The organism is Aquihabitans sp. McL0605, from assembly GCF_049993875.1.
In the GTDB taxonomy this organism is placed as follows: domain Bacteria; phylum Actinomycetota; class Acidimicrobiia; order Acidimicrobiales; family Iamiaceae; genus Aquihabitans.
Genome location: NZ_CP188252.1, coordinates 1,350,222 through 1,368,548 on the forward strand (window position 1 = coordinate 1,350,222; position 18,327 = coordinate 1,368,548).

Annotated in this window: 16 protein-coding genes; 2 read left to right on the forward strand and 14 right to left on the reverse strand. The window is 72.9% G+C overall.

The window, feature by feature from the left end; all coding sequences use genetic code 11:
- Nucleotides 1-11 precede the first annotated feature (11 nt).
- From ACPPVX_RS06095 to ACPPVX_RS06160, 14 genes are all read right to left on the reverse strand, one after another.
- Complete coding sequence (locus ACPPVX_RS06095) at nt 12-3,332, reverse strand: carboxypeptidase regulatory-like domain-containing protein (RefSeq protein ID WP_426574008.1); 3,321 nt, start codon at nt 3,330-3,332, stop codon at nt 12-14.
- Nucleotides 3,333-3,545: 213 nt separating this feature from the next.
- Nucleotides 3,546-4,523 (reverse strand): DUF7064 domain-containing protein, encoded by a 978-nt coding sequence (locus tag ACPPVX_RS06100; protein WP_426574009.1) that lies wholly within the window; start codon nt 4,521-4,523, stop codon nt 3,546-3,548.
- Between the two features lie 3 nt (nt 4,524-4,526).
- Entirely contained in the window at nt 4,527-6,908 is a 2,382-nt protein-coding gene (locus ACPPVX_RS06105; protein ID WP_426574010.1) for an ATP-binding cassette domain-containing protein, read from the reverse strand.
- A gap of 132 nt (nt 6,909-7,040) precedes the next feature.
- Entirely contained in the window at nt 7,041-7,286 is a 246-nt protein-coding gene (locus ACPPVX_RS06110; RefSeq protein ID WP_426574011.1) for a hypothetical protein, read from the reverse strand.
- 145 nt (nt 7,287-7,431) lie between these two features.
- A complete protein-coding gene (locus tag ACPPVX_RS06115) occupies nt 7,432-7,842 on the reverse strand; it encodes a VOC family protein (RefSeq protein WP_426574012.1) in 411 nt (136 codons plus the stop codon).
- 10 nt (nt 7,843-7,852) lie between these two features.
- Nucleotides 7,853-8,296, reverse strand: coding sequence for a helix-turn-helix transcriptional regulator (locus ACPPVX_RS06120; RefSeq protein WP_426574013.1), 444 nt, complete (start codon nt 8,294-8,296; stop codon nt 7,853-7,855).
- 47 nt (nt 8,297-8,343) lie between these two features.
- Entirely contained in the window at nt 8,344-9,261 is a 918-nt protein-coding gene (locus ACPPVX_RS06125; RefSeq protein WP_426574014.1) for an FAD:protein FMN transferase, read from the reverse strand.
- Nucleotides 9,262-9,293: 32 nt separating this feature from the next.
- Nucleotides 9,294-10,025 carry a PepSY-associated TM helix domain-containing protein gene (locus tag ACPPVX_RS06130; RefSeq protein ID WP_426574015.1) on the reverse strand — a complete coding sequence of 244 codons (732 nt, stop codon included), beginning with the start codon at nt 10,023-10,025 and terminating at the stop codon, nt 9,294-9,296.
- 4 nt (nt 10,026-10,029) lie between these two features.
- Entirely contained in the window at nt 10,030-10,749 is a 720-nt protein-coding gene (locus ACPPVX_RS06135) for a DUF2271 domain-containing protein (RefSeq protein ID WP_426574016.1), read from the reverse strand.
- Nucleotides 10,750-11,032: 283 nt separating this feature from the next.
- On the reverse strand, nt 11,033-11,659 hold the full coding sequence (locus ACPPVX_RS06140) for a TetR/AcrR family transcriptional regulator (RefSeq protein WP_426574017.1): 627 nt from the start codon (nt 11,657-11,659) through the stop codon (nt 11,033-11,035).
- A gap of 21 nt (nt 11,660-11,680) precedes the next feature.
- Entirely contained in the window at nt 11,681-12,367 is a 687-nt protein-coding gene (locus ACPPVX_RS06145; RefSeq protein WP_426574018.1) for an ABC transporter ATP-binding protein, read from the reverse strand.
- 15 nt (nt 12,368-12,382) lie between these two features.
- Nucleotides 12,383-13,468 (reverse strand): ABC transporter permease, encoded by a 1,086-nt coding sequence (locus ACPPVX_RS06150; protein WP_426574019.1) that lies wholly within the window; start codon nt 13,466-13,468, stop codon nt 12,383-12,385.
- Nucleotides 13,469-13,579: 111 nt separating this feature from the next.
- Nucleotides 13,580-15,181, reverse strand: a complete 1,602-nt coding sequence (locus tag ACPPVX_RS06155; RefSeq protein ID WP_426574020.1) for a gamma-glutamyltransferase family protein — start codon at nt 15,179-15,181, stop codon at nt 13,580-13,582.
- 141 nt (nt 15,182-15,322) lie between these two features.
- Nucleotides 15,323-16,819 (reverse strand): FAD-dependent oxidoreductase, encoded by a 1,497-nt coding sequence (locus ACPPVX_RS06160; protein ID WP_426574021.1) that lies wholly within the window; start codon nt 16,817-16,819, stop codon nt 15,323-15,325.
- 9 nt (nt 16,820-16,828) lie between these two features.
- Here ACPPVX_RS06160 and ACPPVX_RS06165 point away from each other — a divergent pair, with 9 nt between their 5' ends.
- Both ACPPVX_RS06165 and ACPPVX_RS06170 read left to right on the forward strand, forming a co-directional pair.
- Complete coding sequence (locus ACPPVX_RS06165; RefSeq protein WP_426574022.1) at nt 16,829-17,362, forward strand: hypothetical protein; 534 nt, start codon at nt 16,829-16,831, stop codon at nt 17,360-17,362.
- 93 nt (nt 17,363-17,455) lie between these two features.
- On the forward strand, nt 17,456-18,325 hold the full coding sequence (locus tag ACPPVX_RS06170; protein ID WP_426574023.1) for a DUF4097 family beta strand repeat-containing protein: 870 nt from the start codon (nt 17,456-17,458) through the stop codon (nt 18,323-18,325).
- Nucleotides 18,326-18,327: the final 2 nt, after the last annotated feature.

An 18,327-nucleotide genomic window follows, 5' to 3' on the forward strand; every position in this document is an offset into this window, starting at 1 on the left:
TGCCGGCCGGATCAGGGGTGGCTGATCACCAGCTGCGGCGGCTGGGTGCCCTCGCGGCTGCTCGTGATCAGGGAGTCGGATGAGGTGGTGGTCAGGAGGAAGTCGAACCGTCCCGCCTGGACCGCGGCGGTGACGTCGTACTCGACCCACCCCGCCGGCGCCGTCCCGAGCGTCGCCAGCACGGGACCGAGGGTGCCGGGCGCGTTGTTGTAGGTGACCCCGGTCTCGAGCCAGCCGGCGGCGGTGGCGGACACGGAACCGCCGACCTTGCTGGCGTCGGTCACGAACAGCCGCAGCTTCGCCGAGCTCACCGTGCCCATGGTGTCGGTCACGTTGAAGTGCAGCAGCGACCGGTACTCGTCGGGCTGCGAGGCCGTCCCGGCCCGGAGCCGCAGCGTCGCCATGGTGCCGTAGTTCTTCGTCGGGCTGGTCGACTTCACGAGGGCGTCCGCCGTCGCCACGTACGTCATCGTCATGCCCCCTGTCGGCGTCGAGGTCGTGGTGCTGGACGTCGTCGACGAACCGGTGGGGATCGAGGTCGTCGACGTGGTCGTGGTCGTCGTGCCGCCGGACCCGGAGCCCGGCGCGCCCGAGTCCACGAAGATGTCGTCGAAGCTGGCGCTGACCGCCGGGCCGCTGGTGGCGCCGATGCGCACGCGGGTGGCGCCGTCGGTCCACGTGCCGGTGGCCGTCCGGGCGAACGGCGAGCCGAGGGGCAGGCCGGCGGGGGCGACGTACGCCTCGAGCACCGCGTTGCCGCTCGTGCCCCGCACCTGGTGCAGGCCGACCCGGTAGGTGGTTCCGGGGGTCAGGACCGACGACTCGAGCCCGATGGTGGTGGAGCCCTGGCGGAGCCGGAGCTTGCCCGACGCCCGCAGCTGCAGCGCGCCGACCGTGGTGCCGTTGTTCTGGAGCATCAGGATCCGCGCGTCGCCGGTGGGCACCGCTGCGGGACGGATGAGCGCGGTGACGAACAGGTCGTCGGTGGCCGGCACCGTCTCCTCCAGGTACGCCGACGTGGCGGCGGCGAGCTGGGCGGACGCCGTCCCGGACAGGGGCGCGGTGGTGTCGCGGGTGAACGCGCCCGACACCTTGTCGGCGCCGGTGGTGGGGTCGGTGAGGCTGGCGTTCTCGAGGGTGATGTGCTTGAGCACGGTGGCGGGGGGCGCGACGGGCTCCATCGGGAAGTCGAGCAGCGTGTAGCCGCCCTCGTTGACGATGGCGTGGCTGGTGGCCGTCACGTACCCGGGAGCCGAGGCGGTGACGTCGTACATGCCGGGGCCCACGTCGATCCGGTAGCGGCCGATCGAGTCGGTCACGGCGCTCTCCCCCGAATCGACCGAGACCGGTGCCCCGACGATCGGGTCGCCGGTCACGCGGTCCGACAGCCCGCCGGTGATGAAGGTGGGGGCCTTGACGAGGGCGAAGTCGGCGGTGGCCGACGTGCCCGACGCGATGTTGACGTCGCGCACCTGGCCGGTGTGGCCGAGGGCCGTCACGTTCAGGGTCAAGGGGCCGACGGGCAGGTCAGGGATGCTGTAGTGGCCGGAGGCGTCGGTGGTCGCCACGCCGCCGGTGTAGGTGACGCTCGCCCCGGCGATCGGGGTGCCGCTCGGCGACTCGGTGATCGTGCCGGCCACCTGGCCGGGGGGCGAGAGCTGGAACGACTGGGTGACGGTCCCGCCGGGCGTGACGATCACCGAGTGGCTCACCTGGGCCTTCCCCGGCGCCGAGGCGACGACCTCGTGCTCGCCGCCGCTGAGGTTGGCGAGCGTGTAGGTGCCGGTGGCGTCGGTGGTGGTGGAGGCGCCGGAGGTCTCGACCGTCGCCCCGCTGATCGGGCTGCTGTTCTGGTCGGTCACCACGCCTGTGACCGAGCCGGGCACCAGGGCGCTGGCCGAGTCGATCTTGATCATCTTCGCCACCGAGGGGACACCCGCCGTGTTCTTGATGATGAGCTGGTAGACGCCGGGGGGTGCGATGTTGCCGTTGCCGGGCGCGGCGGCCGTGAGCGTGCTCCCCGATCGCGTGAACGAGAGGGTCTCGTAGCGCTGGTTCTGGTCCCAGGCGTGGGTGGCCGCGTTCAGGCGGATCAGCGCGACCGACGTGACGTCGGCGGCGTCCGGGGACGTGACCTGGATCGACGACCCGAACGCGGCGGTGGCGGGCGAGCTGGTGATCGTGGGCCGCGGGCCGGCCGAGAGGTACGGCGGCGAGTAGATCTGCGCGTGGAGCCGACCGCTCGCCTCACCGCCGGCGCTCAGGATGCGGCCGTCGGGGAGCAGCACCGCGGACGAGTGGTACATGCGGGCCTCGCTCATCGCCGCCACGGTGCGCCAGGTCTTCGTCGCCGGGTTCCAGATCTCGGCGGGCAGCGCGGCGGCGGCCTCGTTGTCGGACTCGGCGGTGCCGCCGACAGCGAGCAGCTCGCCGTCGGCCATGATCACCAGGTTCATGCGCCGGCGGGGGAAGGCCATCGGGCTGGTCTCCTGCCACTGCGGGTTGGCCTGGTTCATGTCGACGATCGCCGTGCGGGCGATGGCGGGATCGCCGCCGCCGGCTCGCAGGATCTTGCCCGGCTCGTACATCACGGACGACTCGGAGTAGCCGTTGGTCCCCCAGGCGTTGGTGGGGCCGGGCGTCCAGGATCCGGTCCCCGACGGATCGAGGAGGGCGGTCGCCGCACCGGGGGCCGCCTCGTAGACCTTGCCGTTCGGGAGCACGTACATGTGCGGGTAGAGGCCCTGGTTGCGCACCGCACCGGTGAGCTTCACCCACGTGTCGGTGGTGGGGTTGTACAGCTCCGGCGTCGTGATGCGCTTGCCGTTGGCATCGTCGCCGGAGGTGGCGAGCACCTTGCCGTCGGCCAGGGTGGTGACGCTCGGGTACCACCGCTGGTACGCCATCGACGCCCCCTGCGCCCAGGTCTCGGTCGACGAGTCGAACAGCGCGTTGACGGCGGTGCCGATGTGGGGTGCGCCGTTCTGGCCGCCGAACACGACGACGCGGCCGTCGGCGAGCTCGGCGTTGCCGGCGCAATGGAGGTCGCCGAACACTGCCGGCGTGTTGGCGGTGAACCCGCCGTTGGGGCCCGCCGCCGGGTCCCACACGCGGGCGCTCGCCCCGTTGGACCACACCAGGACCTTGCCGGAGGGCAGCGCCACCATGTGCTTGCCCTGGAGGCCCCAGTCGACGACCGGCCCCCAGCCGCCGTCGCCGGCGGCCACCGCCTGCGACGGTACGGCATCCGCACCGGTGAGCACCGCGGCGAACAGGACGACCACGCACACCCCTCGTACCAACCACTTGGGCACCTGACGACGCTCTCGCATCCCACGCTCCCCTTCCGCGACCGGGAGCCGCCCGACCGGCTCCGAAGGGTCCACCTTTGGGGGAGGGCCCGATGGGCGGGTCAGCCGTTCGGGGGTGCGCCGTTCACCCCCGTGGCCGACAGGCGGCGTCACCCGCACAGGGGTTCGGCGAGCGTGCCCACGTGGGGTGAACGGGTGGCCACCGTGGGGGGCCTGCCGCGCGACCGGGTGGGTTCAGGACCACCCGCGGTAGCGGCGCTGGAACCGCCGCATCGACGCCGCCGACCAGTTGTCGTGGTCCTCGCCGAACGCGGTGATCCCGTCGAAGGTCCACTCGGTGAGGCAGTTGATCGTGAGGAGGTTGGGGTTCAGCGGGAGCACCAGGGCGTTCCGGCACGCGCCCTCGGCGTGCAGGGCGCGGCCCGCCTCGTCGACCAGGTCCAGCACCACGCGGAGGGGGAACCCGGTGCCGGGATCGCGCTCGACCACCTTCCGCTCGGCCGAGGCCAGCTTCGACCAGGTGCCGTCGCGCAGGACGTAGCCGTGGATCCCGATGCAGGAGCCGTCGAAGTCCATGGTGATGGCGTGGAAGCCCTCGCGCTCCGACGCGGTGGCGTAGCTGTAGCCCCCGCTGCTGGCGCCGTGCATGGCGTCGCCGAACTGCGACCGCGGCCCCCACGACCGGTCGCGGAACCCGTGGGCGTCGACCGCGATCTCCTCACCGTCGAGCACGATCGTCCCCTCGTACCGGCCGGGCTGGTCGAGGTGCTGGCCGGCCAGCAGGTTGGGGCGGGCCGTGGCCGTGAACGTGAGATCGAGGTGGAGGTCGTCGGCGTCGGGATCGTCGAACGCGACCTGGTAGCGCTGGAGCGGCTCGATCGTGCGGTACCGGATGCCGTTCGGCAGCTCGATGTCGGTCAGGGGCTGGTCGGGGATCGGGAGGTGCCAGAAGTTCTTGGCGTAGCGGCAGGTCCAGACCTGGCTCCCGCGGTCGTCCCAGACGTAGACCCCCGCCGCCATCACGCCGAGGTTGGGCTGGAAGAACGGGTAGAGCTGGCCGGAGAGCCGGCGCTCGGGGACGCTGAACGTGAACCAGCACGTCTCCGCCCACGCGGGATCGTCGCTGGTGGGCGGGTGGAACTCGTCGTCGGCGGCGCCGACCGGGCGCTCCGGCTCTGCGGGTTGCTCGTGCGCTTCGGGTTGCTCCGCCACGGGTCAGGCGCCCACGTAGGCGGCGAGGTGCTCGCCGGTGAGGGTGGCCTGCTCGGCGACGAGCCGGGCGGGCGTCCCCTCGAACACGATCTCGCCGCCGTCGTGGCCGGCCCCGGGTCCGAGGTCGATGATCCAGTCGGCGTGGGCCATGACGGCCTGGTGGTGCTCGATCACGATCACCGACTTGCCCGAGTCGACGAGCCGGTCGAGGAGCCCGAGCAGCTGCTCCACGTCGGCGAGGTGGAGGCCGGTGGTGGGCTCGTCGAGGACGTACACGCCGCCCTTGTCGCCCATGTGCGTGGCCAGCTTGAGGCGCTGGCGCTCGCCGCCGGAGAGCGTCGGGAGCGGCTGGCCGATGGTGAGGTAGCCGAGGCCCACGTCGACGAGGCGGGCGAGGATCCGGTGGGCGGCGGGCAGGGCGGCGTCGCCGTCGGAGAAGAACACCTCGGCATCGGCCACCGACAGCTCGAGCACCTCGCTGATGTCCTTGCCTCCGAACCGGTAGTCGAGGACGTCGGCGTCGAACCGCTTCCCCTCGCACACCTCGCAGGGCGCCGCCACCCCCGCCATCATCCCCAGGTCGGTGTAGACCACGCCGGCGCCGTTGCAGTTGGGGCAGGCCCCCTCGGAGTTGGCGCTGAACAGGGCGGGCTTCACCCCGTTGGCCTTGGCGAAGGCCTTGCGGATCGGGTCGAGCAGCCCGGTGTAGGTGGCCGGGTTGCTGCGGCGCGATCCCTTGATCGCCGTCTGGTCGACGTGCACCACGCCGTCGCGGCCGACCACGGACCCGTTGATCAGCGAGCTCTTGCCCGAGCCGGCCACACCGGTCACCACGACCAGCACGCCGAGCGGGATGTCGACGTCGACGCCTCGCAGGTTGTTGGTGTCGGCGCCGCGGATCTCGAGCGCCTCGGTGGAGCTGCGCACCTCGTCCTTGAGCGCCGCCCGATCGTCGAGGTGCCGGCCCGTGAGCGTCCCGCTGGCGCGCAGCTCGTCGACGGTCCCCTCGAACACCACCTGACCGCCGTCGCGCCCGGCGCCCGGACCGAGGTCGACGGCGTGGTCGGCGATGGCGATGGTCTCGGGCTTGTGCTCGACGACCAGCACCGTGTTGCCCTTGTCGCACAGCTGGCGCAGCAGCTCGTTCATGCGGTCGATGTCGTGGGGGTGCAGCCCGATGGTGGGCTCGTCGAACACGTAGGTCACATCGGTGAGCGAGGACCCGAGGTGGCGGATCATCTTCGTCCGCTGCGACTCACCGCCCGACAGCGTGCCGGTGGGCCGTTCGAGCGACAGGTACCCCAGCCCGATCGCCACGAACGAGTCGAGCGTGTCGCGCAGCGACACGAGCAGGGGGGCCACCGACGGCTCGTCGAGGCCTCGCACCCACTCGGCCAGGTCGCGGATCTCCATCGCACAGGCGTCGGCGATGCTGAGCCCGTCGATCTTCGACGACCGGGCCGCCTCGTTGAGCCGGGTGCCGCCGCAGTCGGCGCAGGCGCTGAACGTGATGACCCGTTCGACGAACGCCCGGATGTGGGGCTGCATCGCCTCCACGTCCTTCGACAGCATCGACTTCTGGATCTTCGGGATCAGGCCCTCGAACGTGACGTTGATCCCCTCGACCTTGATCCGGGTCGGCTCCTTGTAGAGCAGGGCGTCGAGCTCCTTCTTGGTGAACTTGGCGATCGGCTTGTCGCAGTCGAAGAAGCCGCAGCCGCGGAAGATGCGGCCGTACCAGCCGTCCATCGAGTAGCCGGGCACGGTGAGCGCGCCGTCGTTGATGGACTTGGTGTCGTCGTACAGCGCGGCCAGGTCGAAGTCGGAGGTCTTGCCCGTGCCCTCGCACGTCGGGCACATGCCGCCGGTGCGGGTGAACGAGCGCTTCTCGCGGACCTTCCGGCCCCCCTTCTCGAGGGTGACGGCCCCGGCGCCGCTGATGGTGGCCGTGTTGAACGAGAACGCTTGGGGCGAGCCGATGTAGGGCTGCCCCAGGCGGCTGAACACGATGCGCAGCATGGCGTTGGCGTCGGTGGCGGTGCCGACCGTCGAGCGGGGGTTGGCCCCCATCCGCTCCTGGTCGACGATGATCGCCGTGGTCAGGCCCTCCAGCACGTCGACGTCGGGCCGGGCGAGCGTGGGCATGAAGCCCTGGACGAACGCGCTGTAGGTCTCGTTGATGAGCCGCTGCGACTCGGCGGCCACCGTCCCGAACACCAGCGAGCTCTTGCCCGACCCGGACACCCCGGTGAAGACCGTGAGGCGCCGCTTCGGGAGCTCGACGCTCACGTCCTTCAGGTTGTTGACCCGGGCGCCCACCACCCGGATCCGGTCGTGGCGGTCGGCGACGGCGGGCGCGGCGGGTGCGCTCTTCTTCGTGGCCATGTCCGGGGGGCTCCTCGGTTGCGGGTCAGGGGACGGACTTCGTGGGGATCTGGGGCGCTCGTGATCCGAACCCGCACGACGTTCGGGACCGGACGGCGTGTCTACCTGATGGCGCCGCCGCCCGCAGGCGGGTCAGACGGCCGCGTCTTCGGGCAGGGCGGCGAAGTCCCTCTTCGCCTGCTTGTACCAGCCCATGCCCTTGATCGGGTTGCGCCAGCGGCCCTTCATCTCCTTGGCCGCCTGCTGGTGGGCGGTGTCGCCGGCGGCGACGACCTCCTTGAGGTGCTGGTCCTGGGCCTTGATCACCTGGTCGGCGGTGTCGCCGTGGTGCTCGAGGTCGCAGGGGCCGCCGAGCTGCTGGCAGGTCATGGTCTTCATGGTGGGGTTCTCCTCGTGTGGAACCAGACCGATCGGTCGACCGGCGTCCTGGTTGGGTGGCTGTCGTGACGAAACGTCGTCGGCATGCGGGGCACCCGCGCCCTGGCGCATGCGAAGGTCGAGCGGGGTGGCCCGGGTCTGCGGGTCAGCGGATCTGCTGGATCTTGATCATGTTCCCGGCGGGGTCGCGCAGGGAGCAGTCGCGGGCGCCGTAGGGCTGCTCGGTGGGCTCCTCGACGATCTCGGCATCGCTGGTGGCGATCTTGGCGAACACGCCGTCGAGGTCTTCGGTGGCCAGCATGAGCATCCCGTAGGTGCCCTTCGCCATCATCTCGATGACCGTGCGGCGCTCGTCGTCGGTGATGCCCGGATCGACCGCGGGCGGGGTGAGCACGATGCTGGTCTCGGGCTGGCCGACCGGCCCGACCGTGATCCACCGCATGTCCTGGTAGCCCACGTCGTTGCGGACCTCGAACCCGAGGACGTCGCGGTAGAAGGCGATCGCGGCCTCGGCATCGTTGTGCGGGAGGAAGGTCGAGTGGATGGTGATGTCCATGGCGATCACGCTACGGACGCGCCGGCATCCCTGCTTCTCGATTCCTGACCGGTCTGGTGAACGTCTTGGCGACGCAGGCGGGGATGCCCTCGGTGGCTCGGGCGGCCTCGCGCCGGTAGGTGCTGGGTGGCACCCCGACCAGCTCGGCGAACCGGGTGCTGAAGGTGCCGAGCGACGAGAACCCCACGGCGAAGCACACGTCGGTGACGTTCACGTCGCCGCGGCGCAGCATCGTCATCGCCCGCTCGATGCGCCGCGTCATCAGGTAGCTGTAGGGCGACTCGCCGTAGGCCGCCTTGAACCGGCGGCTGAGGTGGCCCGCCGACATGTGGGCGCCGCGGGCCAGCGCCTCCACGTCGAGGGGCTCGGCGTAGTCGCGATCGATCCGGTCACGGACCCGGCGCAGCACGGCGAGGTCCTGCAGGTTCGGGGCGGTGGCGGGCTTCCCGGTCACCCGATCGATGGTGCCACACGGCGCCTCCCGGCTGTCGCCCGCCGGGCTCAGGCCGGCGCCTCGTCGGCTGGCCACCGGGCACTGCGGTGCCGGCCGCCGCCGGCGTCGATCACCAGGCAGGCGGCGTCGATGCCGTCGCCGGCGAGCCCGTCCACGAAGGCCACCGCCTCGGGCGGCACGAGCACCGACGCGACCGTGGCGACGACGTCGGCGGTGGCGGCATCGGGCGCGATCACCGTGGCGGATGCGCCGTGCTCCACCGGCCAGCCGGTCCGCGGGTCGAGCACGCGGGAGCGGCGCTGCCCGTCGACCTGGAACCAGCGCCGGGCCCGCCCGCTGGTGGCGACGGCCCCGTCCGCCACCAGCACGGTCAGCAGCGGCGGCACGTTGTCGTAGGCGTGGTGCGGGTCCTCGACCCCGACCCGCAGCGTCCCGGTCCCGCGGTGGAGCAGGTCCCCGCCGGCGTTGACCACCACCCGCTCCACCCCGTCGCGCGCGAGGGCCCGGGTGGCGAGCAGGTCGACGACGTGGCCCTTGGCCACCGCGTTGAGGTCGAGGTGGTCGCAGGCGCGCCGCCGCTCGATGCCACCGCCCTCGGTCACGGCGAAGGCGGGTGCGGCGATCGATCCGGCCACCACCGCCAGCTCCCCTCGGCTCGGCGGCACCTGTTCCCGCTCCGCTCGGTGCCAGCAGTCCGTCAGCACCCGGGTGAGGGGGTTGAAGGCCCCACCGGACCGGACCTGCCAAAACGCGGCGATCGCGAGCAGCCGGGCCAGCTCCGGACCGGCCTCGGCGACGGCGCCCGACCGCCAGGCGCACAGGTCGCTTCCCGGGTCGAAGACCGTGAAGACGGCCTCGAGGCGCTTGGCCTCGGTCACGAGGTCGGCTTCCGCAGCGCGAGCGGCCGCCACCGACGCCGCCGTGATCTGGAGCTCGAGGTCGGTGCCCATCACGGGCTGGTGCACCGAGGTGACCGTCGCCCCCGCCGGCGGAGGCGTCACAGGGTGAGGGCGATCAGAGCCACCACGATCACCACGCCGGCTCCCGCCACGATCAGCGCGCTCCGCCGCCGACGCCTGAGGAACAGCTGGAGGAGCAGCCCCGAGAGCGCGATCAGCACCAGGAACCCACCGGCGAGGTCGATGGTCCAGTGCCACGAGTCGGTGGCGTCGCGGCCCTTGTGGAGGTCGTTCATGACCCCCACCCAGCCCTGCTGCTCGATGGTGACGCGGTAGGCGCCCGACGTGGTGTCGAACGTGGCGTCGGCGGCGTAGCCCGGGGACCGGTAGGAGATGGAGCCCTGGGTGCCGGTGGTGCTGTAGTCGCTCACCGGCGCGTTGATGGCGTACTGGTCGCGCAGGAACTCGGAGACGGCGAGGTAGTCGACCGCACCCTTGGGGGCGACGGCGAACGTCATGGTCCCGGTCTTCGAGGTGGACGTCGGCGCGTCGCCGAAGGTCCAGTCGGGGTGGTTGAGGGTGATGCCCGAGATCCCGAAGAACAGGACCAGGAGCAGGGCGATCATGCTCGTGTAGCTGTGCACCAGCCGCGACCACTTCTGCCAGCCGGCCGACCGCGACCGGCTCGGGCGCCGTCCGTTGCCCCCTGGGGCGTCGCTGATCGCCGACGCGGCCTCGGCGGCCTCGGCGGCCTCGTCGCTGCCGTCGTCGACCAGCGGCGGCGGGTCGGGCTGCTGGTCGACCGCGGTCCCGTGCGCTTCGAGGGTCACGGCGTCACACCGAGTAGGTGGCCGTGGCCGCCGAGAGGTTGCCGTCGTCGGCGAGCGGTGCATCGGTGGCCGACGTCGCGAGCGAGAGCTTGGCGCTGGTCAGGCTGTGGGTGCCGTGCTCCTGGTTCGCTTCGACGAACACGACGTAGTCGCCCTGTGCCGCCCGCTTGCCGGCGGCGTCGAGCCCGTCCCACACCACCGTGTACGAGCCGGCGGCCCGGGTGGCGCCGGTGACCGGCGCTCGGTCGTCGCTGCCGTGGGCCTGGTAGTAGGCGGAGTCGGCGGCGAACCAGGTCGACAGCTCGTTGATCCAGCGCTCGCCCTTCGGCGGGTTGTACCAGAGGCTGATGTTGGCGATGAGGTCCCCCGCCGCGGACTCGATCCACACCGCGATGAACGGGTTGTGGTCCTGGCCGAAGCCGCCCGAGCCGGTCGACCAGGTGAACGCCACCTCGAGCTTGGCGGCGTCGGGCAGCGCGTCGCCCGAGCTCGTCGCTGAGCCGGTGGTGGAGGTACCACCCGACCCGGCGCTCGGTGCGGTGGTGCTCGCGGTGGAACCGGAGGCCGCCGTGGTGGACGCACCCGCGAAGGTGGCCTTGTCGCCGTTGCTGGAGCAGGCGGCGAGGGCGCCCGGCACCAGGGCCAGGGCCCCGAGCTGGGCGGCTCGCTTGAGGAACTGCCGGCGTTGGGCCGCTTCGAACTCGGGGAGACCGGGGGGTGTCATCTGGCGGAATCTATGGATGCTTCCTGGGAGTCTGCTGAGAACCTCCGGACAATCGGCTCCGAGGTGGGCCTGACCGGCCGGATCTCCTCGCCCCCGTCGTGGCCGCCACCCCCTGGCGGGGCCCCTCGCGCGGAACGGTGGAGCACCGTCCTCTCCTGATGGTAGAACCTCACTACCTACTGACGTTCACAGTAGGCAACGCCGGCGGCGGGTCCGGTGCGGGCCTGGTGCCTGGGGCCGACGACGGAAGGCTCCAGGCGCCACGGCCCGAGCGGTCGGACGGTCACGCCCCCGGCGCCCCACGACGACGGCGAGGGTCCGGCGCGGGTCCCACGAGCGCATCGATGCAGCGGGCCAGCACGGCCCGGCCCGACGGGTCGTCGCCGGCCGCGAGCTCGCGACGGGTCTGGGCCAGCACGGCGTTCCAGAGGAGATCGGCGGTGGCCGTCAGCTCCGCTCCGTCCAGGCCGGCCTCGGCCAGCGCCGCCCGGAACGGCGCCATCAGCTGCTCGTGACCGGCCGCCAGCTCGGCCCGGGCATCGACGTCGAGGTCGCCCGCTGCCTGACCGAGCTCGGCGATGAGCTGGTGCTCGGGCCGGTGGGCGTAGTCGATCTGGGCGACGGCCCACCGCTCGATCCGCCGGGCCGGAGGACCGTCGCCCTCGAGCAGCTCGGTCGAGGTCTGGACCAGTTCCGGCATCTCGTTGCGGAACCACTGGAGCAGGATCGACGCCTTCGTCGGGAAGTAGCGGTAGAGCGAGTTGCGGGCGAGCCCGACCTCGGCGGCGATGTCGGCCAGCGTCACCGCGCGGTAGCCCTGCTCGGTGAAGAGCCGGATGGCGGCGTCGAAGACGGCCTGCTCCTGCCGGGCCACGTGCTCGGCGACGCTGCCGGCGGAGATGCGGGGCATCCGCTCAGCCTGCCACGCACGTCAGGGAGCGACGGGCTCCACCGCTCGGACCCGGCCGCCGGAGAGCACGAGGTGCCGGGTCCCGGGCGGCAGCTGCGCCGGGTTGTGGGTCACGATGAGGGTGGCGACCTCGCGCCGGGACGCCTCGGTCACGAGCATCGCCATGATGTCGCGGCCCCGTTCGTCATCGAGCGCCGCCGTCGGTTCGTCGGCCAGCAGCAGCGACGGACCGTTCATCAGCCCTCGGGCGATGCCGACGCGCTGGCGCTCGCCGCCCGACAGCTGCGCGGGCCGGGCGTCGCGGCGGTGCTCGAGGCCGACGGCCACCAGGAGCTCGGCAGCCCGCCGTCGCGCATCGGCATCGAGCCGGCCGGTCAGGTGGGCCACCAGCTCGAGCTGCTCGATCGCGGTGAGCGACGGGAAGAGGCTCGCCGCCTGGAACACGAACCCGATGCGGTCGCCGCGCAGGCGGGTGGCCCGCGTGCGGCTCAGGGCGGTGGCGTCGATGCCGTCGATCGTGACGGTCCCGGCGGTCGGCTGCCGGAGGAGACCGGCGACGGCGAGCAGCGTGGACTTGCCCGACCCGGAGGCACCCGTGAGGGCGACGACCGTCCCCGCCTCGACGGTGAGGTCGAGGCCATCGAGGATGGTCAGCGTGTCCGGCCCGTCGGCGACGGTGACGGTGAGGTGATCGAGCTGCAGGGTCAAGGGCCTGTTCCGTTCCTAGGGCTCGGCGCCGAGGGCGATGATGGGGTCGACGCTCGTCACCCGGCGGATGGCGACGAGGCTGCCGGCGAGGCCGAGGACGATCAGCGTCACCGACGACGCCACGGCCGGGCCGAGCTGGAGGCTGAACGGGACGGCGTCGCCGATGAGCCGGCCGACGGCCATCGCGATCGCGGCGCCGACCGACGTGGCGAGGACGAGGACGATCGCCAGCTGGCCGAGCGCGTCGCGGAGCACGTAGGCGTTCGAGGCGCCCAGGGCCTTCATCAGCCCGATCTGGCGGGTCCGCTGGATGGTCCACACCGTGAAGAAGGCGCCGACCACCAACGCCGAGATGGCGAGCAGGAACACCCGGATCAGCGTCATCGTCGCGGTCTCCGCGGCGTAGCCCGGCGAGCCCGCGTACGCGTGCGCCTTGGTCTCGGTCACGGTGCCGGCCGCCGCGTCCGCGGCGGCGTGGGCGGAGGCGCTGCCGCCACGGACCGCCACCGCCGAGAACCGCCCATCGGCGTTGTCGCCGTACACCAGGTGCTGCCACACCTCGAGGGAGGTGAAGGCGATGTCGACGTGCCCGTACGACCCGGTGTAGGTGAAGCCGAGCACGGGGAGCTCCACGTCGGGGCCCACGACCGTGAGCACGTCGCCGACCCGCACCCCTTCCTTGCGCAGCTCCTGGCTGAGCACGATCCCGGGTCGGCCGGCGAGCGCGGCGCGGGCCTCGGCGCTCGGGGCGAGGAAGCTGTCGGGCGGGGTGCCGAACACGGCGAGGTCCAGTGTGGCGCCCTCGGCGGTCTTGGCGTTGAAGAACGAGACCCCGAGCGGCGCCGCCTCCGCCCCCTTCACGTCCCTCCACGGGCCGAGGGCGTCGGCGCGCAGCGTGGACCGGCTGAAGCTCGATTCGGCGCCGGGCTGCAGCGCGAGGTGCGTCAGCGGGAGGCCGCGCAGACCGGAGATGCCGTCGTCGACCAGGCCGGCAGCCAGGCCCGACAGCAGCGTGGTGAGCAGGCCCACCAGGGCGATGACCACCCCGACGAGCACGAAGCGCGCCCGGCCGACCCGCAGGTCACGAACAGCCAGGAACACGGTCGACCTCCGATCGCCGACACCTTGTCGACGCACCGTCGCCAACATAGCGACAAGGCGTCGCCAACAGCAACCCGAGGTGCAGAGCGCAGTCGTCTCCCGCGGATCCCGTCAGGTCGAGGCGGTGGTGGCGCCGGTCATCGCACGGGGATCATCGGCCCCGGCCCAGCGGCCGTCCGCATGCCGCTCGATGACGTGGGCGTGGCCGAAGCCTCCCGGATCGAACGGGACGACCTCCACCTCGTGGCCCCTCGCGGCCAGGCCCTCCACCCACGCCCGAGGGGCGTGCTCCTCGATCCGCACGACCTGGTCGGCCGTGCGCCAGGTGTCGAAGCCGGTCCCCTCGCGACCCCGCAGCACCAGCCGCGGCGCCTCGATGGCATCGCCCGGCGCCGCCCCCGCGACGAGCAGCCGGGCGAGGATCTGGAGGACCACCTGCGGCTGCGAGTCGCCGCCCATCGTGCCCAGCACGGCGCGCAGGCTGCCGTCGGGCCGGGTCACCAGCGCCGGCGCGAGGGTGTGCGGCGGCTGACGGCCCGGCGCGTACTCAGCAGGGTGCCCCGGCTCGAGGCTGAAGCCGATGCCGCGGTTGTGCAGCAGCACCCCGGTGCCGGGCACCGCGACGCCGCACCCGAACTGGTGGGCGTTCGACTGGATGAGGCTCACGGCCGTGCCGTCGCGGTCGGCGGCGCACAGGTGCATCGTCCCGCCGCCGCGTGCCGGTGCCGCCGCCCCCGACCGATGGGACGGGTCGAAGCGGGCTGCTGCGGTCCGGAGCCGATCCTCGGCGAGCAGGGCGCTGCCGTCGGCGCCGGCGTGGAGGACGTCGAGCCGGTCGGCCGCCGCCAGCCGCGCCGACTCGACCAGGAGGTGGGCCCACGCACCGTCGGCCGGGTCGGGCAGGTCCTCGCCCGCCACCAGCTCTGCGATCAGGGCGGCGGCCGGGATGAGGTAGCCCTGCGAGGGCGGCGGCACCGTCCACACGTCGTGCCCCCACACCCGCGCACCGAGCGGCTCCACCCACCTCGCCTGCCGGGCCGCGAGGTCGTCGGCGGTGAACTCGCCGCGGCCGACCTCGACGAGCGCCCGCCCGAACTCGCCGCCGTAGAACCCCTCTCGCCCGCCGTCGACGATGGCCTCCAGCTGGCGGGCGACCCCCGGCCGGACCAGCCGCTCGCCCACGTCGGGCCGAGGGAGGGCGAGCTCGTCGCACCCTTCGAGCCCGTCGAGCGTGTGGAGCATGAACGCCAGCATCGGCGACACCGGGAACCCGTCGGCGGCGAGCCGGTGGGCCGGGGCCAAGACGTCGGCCAGCGGGAGGCGGCCGTGGCGCTCGTGCAGCAGGAGCCACCCGTCGACGCACCCCGGCACCGTGGCCGACCGCACATCACCGGTGAAGGGCATGGCCCGGTGGCCCTCCGAGCGCAGCCGCGCCGCGTCGGCGCCCGACCCGGCCCGACCGGCGGCATCGACCACGTCGGGCGGCGACCCGTCGGCGTGGTGCACCAGCGCGAACAGGTCGCCGCCGAGGCCGTTCATGTGCGGGGTGGTCACCGCCAGCACGGCGTTGGCCCCCACCGCGGCATCGACGGCGGATCCGCCGGCGGCCAGGAGCTGGGCGCCGGCCGCCGACGCGAGGTGGTCGACGGAGCACACCAGACCACCCGTGGACCAGGTGGTGGGCGAGCGTTGCGTGCTCGGGACGGAGCGCATCGCGGTGACGCTACCGGTGGCGGCGGGCCGGCCCCCCTCGAGCTCGTTGCCGCCGGCCTCGAGGGGGACCTTCGGTGCAACACGTTCGGGAGCAGCCACGGCGGCGTCGCCATCCGAGTCGAGGCGGCCCACGGCGAGGTGTCAGGCAGCTCCGGTGGCGATGGCCTCGAAGGCCGCGCGGGTGGGGCCCTCGGGGTGAGGTTCGAGATCGGGCTCGGTCTCCAGGAACTCGGTGACGCGCTGGGCCACATCGGTCGCGCCGAAGGCCTCCATCGGCGAGGCGAGGAGGTGCACCACCCGGGTGACCGCCGACCCGACCGCCGGGTCGGTCGGCGCGAGCGCCATCGCGCCGGCGACGAACCGGGCCATCGGATCGTCGGGCATCGGCAACCGCTCGCCCCGGATGCCGGCCTCCAGGCGGACGATGCCGGCGGCGTCGGCGGCGGCCTGGGTGTCGTACCAGATGCCCAGGTTCTCCTGGGTCCACCGATCCATCTCGTCGACCAGCCCGATGGGCTCCCAGGGATCCGCCATCCGGTTCGCCAGCTGCTGCCCCTGCCAGAAGGCCATGGCCGTCCCCCGGCCGAGCGTCGGGTTGGTGTGCAGCGACGCATCGCCGATCGGGACCAGCCCGCCGACGACGGGCCCGTCCGGGTCGACCAACCGCCGCCGACGGTTCTCGATGCGGGCCATCACGGCGATGTCGCTGATCGGATCGCCGATCTCGAGCCACTCCGCCGCCATCGGCACCGCGGCGAGGAACTGCCGGTGCTTCACCGGATCTCGCATCGCCGTCCGATGCGGATCCTCGACCGAGAGGGTGATCGTGAGCGAGAAGGTGTCGCTGTCGCCGCCGAACGCGATGACGGTCGCGTAGTCGAGCGGCACCGATCCCGGCACCCGCATGACCGGCATGGCACAGCCCGGCCGCACCCGGTAGAAGCGGGTGAGGTAGAAGAACCCCAGCGGCTGCTCCTCGTCGACCGGAGGCCGAGCGCCCAGGTCGGCCAGCCATCCCGGCAGCGCCGAGCGCCGGCCGCCGGCATCGACCACCAGGTCGGCGGCCAGCACCTCGCCCGACTGGGTCCGCACGCCGGTGACCACCGGGACGGCACCGTCGACGGCGACCAGCGCGGTCACGGCGTCGCCCGAGCGGACGGTCACCCGGGGCTCCCGGTCGGCGAACCCGCGGATCACGGCCTCGGTGACCAGGCGGCGGCCGAGCAACATGGCCTCGCCCGGCACATCACCGGCCCCCACGTTCGCCGCCTGCTCCCGGACGCCGCTCGCCAGGAGGGCATCGAGCACGTCGGGCGCCTCCTCCACCAAGACCCGACGAGCCCTCGCCAGCAGGACGTGGGACTGGCGGCACTGCGGTGCTCCCGCCCGGCGCCAGGCGTCGACCTCGGCATCGTCGTCCACCGTCGGCGGGCCGGAGGGCTCCCAGGCGGGGGGAGGGTCGCGCTCGATCACGGTCACCTCATGGCCCCGGCGGGCCAGGAGGATCGACGTCATCAGCCCGGCGAACCCACCACCCGCGATCGCTACCCCAGCCACGGCGGCCTCCTGGTCGGCGTCCTGCGGACCGTACCTCCCGATCGGAGGCCGCGCTTGACATGACGTCATCAATGACGTCATAGTGACGCCATGGACATGACGCGCTACGTCGAAGAGCTCAAGCAGCAGCTGGTGGCCACCGCCGATCTGGGCGGCGACGACACCCGCGCCCTGGCCGAGCGCCTGGTCCCCCACCTCGAGGGCATGGTGCGCCTGGTGCTGCTCGATGCGCTCTCGGCCGCCGCCGACGAGATCACCACCGAGCTGGCCCCCGGCTCGGTGTCGGTGCGGCTCCGGGGCCGGGACCCCGAGTTCGAGGTGGTGCCCCCGCCCGCCGCGATGACGTCACCTGACATCACGGCCCCCGCCGCCACCGCGCCGCCGCCGTCCACCGCTCGCCCCGAGCCCACCGGCGACGACGACGGGGAGATCTCCCGGATCACCCTCCGCCTACCCGAGCAGCTCAAGACCCAGGTCGAGCAGGCCGCCGCCGCGGACCGCCTGTCCGTGAACGCCTGGCTCGTCCGGGCGGTGGCCGATGCCCTCGGCTCCGGCCGCCCCGACCCCCGACCCACCGCGACCACCCCCCTCGGCGGGCAGCGCCTGAGCGGCTGGGCGCGCTGATCGCGTCCCACGGCGCTCCCGCTCGCCCCCACCCGACCACCACCACCGACCACCACCACCACCGGCGCCACCGAGGCGCCGCGAGGAGCCACCATGCCAACGTTCGAGACCCCCCGTCCCCTCACCATCACCGTCGACCTGACCGTGGGCGACGTGCGCATCACCGCCGCCGACCGCCCCGACACCGTCGTCACCGTGGTGCCCGCCGACCCCACCCGGGCGGCCGACGTCACCGCGGCCCACGACATCCGCGTCGAGCACGCCGACGGCCGCCTCACCATCAGCGCTCCCAAGCAGTGGAAGCGCTTCTCCCCCTTCGACCGGTCCGGCTCGGTCCAGGTCACGATCGATGTCCCCACCGGCTCCCACCTCGATGCCTCGACCTCGCTCGGCGACCTCCACGTCGAAGGCGAGCTCGGCCGGTGCCAGCTCAAGACGGCCATGGGCGACATCCGCCTCGACCACGCTGCGGTGCTGGCGCTCAAGACCGGCCACGGCAACGTCGACGTCGATCGCGTCGAGGGCGACGCCGACATCAAGACCGGGTCGGGCGACGTGCGCCTCGGCACGATCGCGGGCGCCGCGATCGTCAGGAACTCGAACGGCGCCACCACCATCGCCCACATCGGCGGCGACGTCCGGGTGAAGGCGGCCAACGGCAGCATCTCGATCGCCAGGGCCGACGGATCGGTCGTCGCCAAGACCGCCAACGGCTCGATCGACGTCGGCGAGCTCCGCCGGGGCGTCGCCGAGCTCGAGACGGCGGCGGGCGACCTGTCGTGCGGCGTCGCCGACGGCACGGCCGTGAACCTCGACGTGCGCTCCCGGTTCGGCCGCATCCACAGCGACCTCGACGCGAGCGACGGCCCCGCCCCCACCGACGAGGTCGTCGAGCTGCACGCCCACACCTCGGCCGGCGACATCACCCTCCACCGCACCGACGGCCGCGCCTCCGCCGCCTGACC

Coding starts and splice junctions, on each gene's coding strand:
- ACPPVX_RS06095 (WP_426574008.1), bottom strand. CDS start 3,332: ATGCGAGAGCGTCGTCAGGTGCCCAAGTGGTTGGTACGAGGGGTGTGC.
- ACPPVX_RS06110 (WP_426574011.1), bottom strand. CDS start 7,286: ATGAAGACCATGACCTGCCAGCAGCTCGGCGGCCCCTGCGACCTCGAG.
- ACPPVX_RS06115 (WP_426574012.1), bottom strand. CDS start 7,842: ATGGACATCACCATCCACTCGACCTTCCTCCCGCACAACGATGCCGAG.
- ACPPVX_RS06140 (WP_426574017.1), bottom strand. CDS start 11,659: ATGCCCCGCATCTCCGCCGGCAGCGTCGCCGAGCACGTGGCCCGGCAG.
- ACPPVX_RS06160 (WP_426574021.1), bottom strand. CDS start 16,819: ATGACGTCATTGATGACGTCATGTCAAGCGCGGCCTCCGATCGGGAGG.
- ACPPVX_RS06155 (WP_426574020.1), bottom strand. CDS start 15,181: ATGCGCTCCGTCCCGAGCACGCAACGCTCGCCCACCACCTGGTCCACG.
- ACPPVX_RS06135 (WP_426574016.1), bottom strand. CDS start 10,749: ATGACACCCCCCGGTCTCCCCGAGTTCGAAGCGGCCCAACGCCGGCAG.
- ACPPVX_RS06170 (WP_426574023.1), top strand. CDS start 17,456: ATGCCAACGTTCGAGACCCCCCGTCCCCTCACCATCACCGTCGACCTG.
- ACPPVX_RS06105 (WP_426574010.1), bottom strand. CDS start 6,908: ATGGCCACGAAGAAGAGCGCACCCGCCGCGCCCGCCGTCGCCGACCGC.
- ACPPVX_RS06165 (WP_426574022.1), top strand. CDS start 16,829: ATGGACATGACGCGCTACGTCGAAGAGCTCAAGCAGCAGCTGGTGGCC.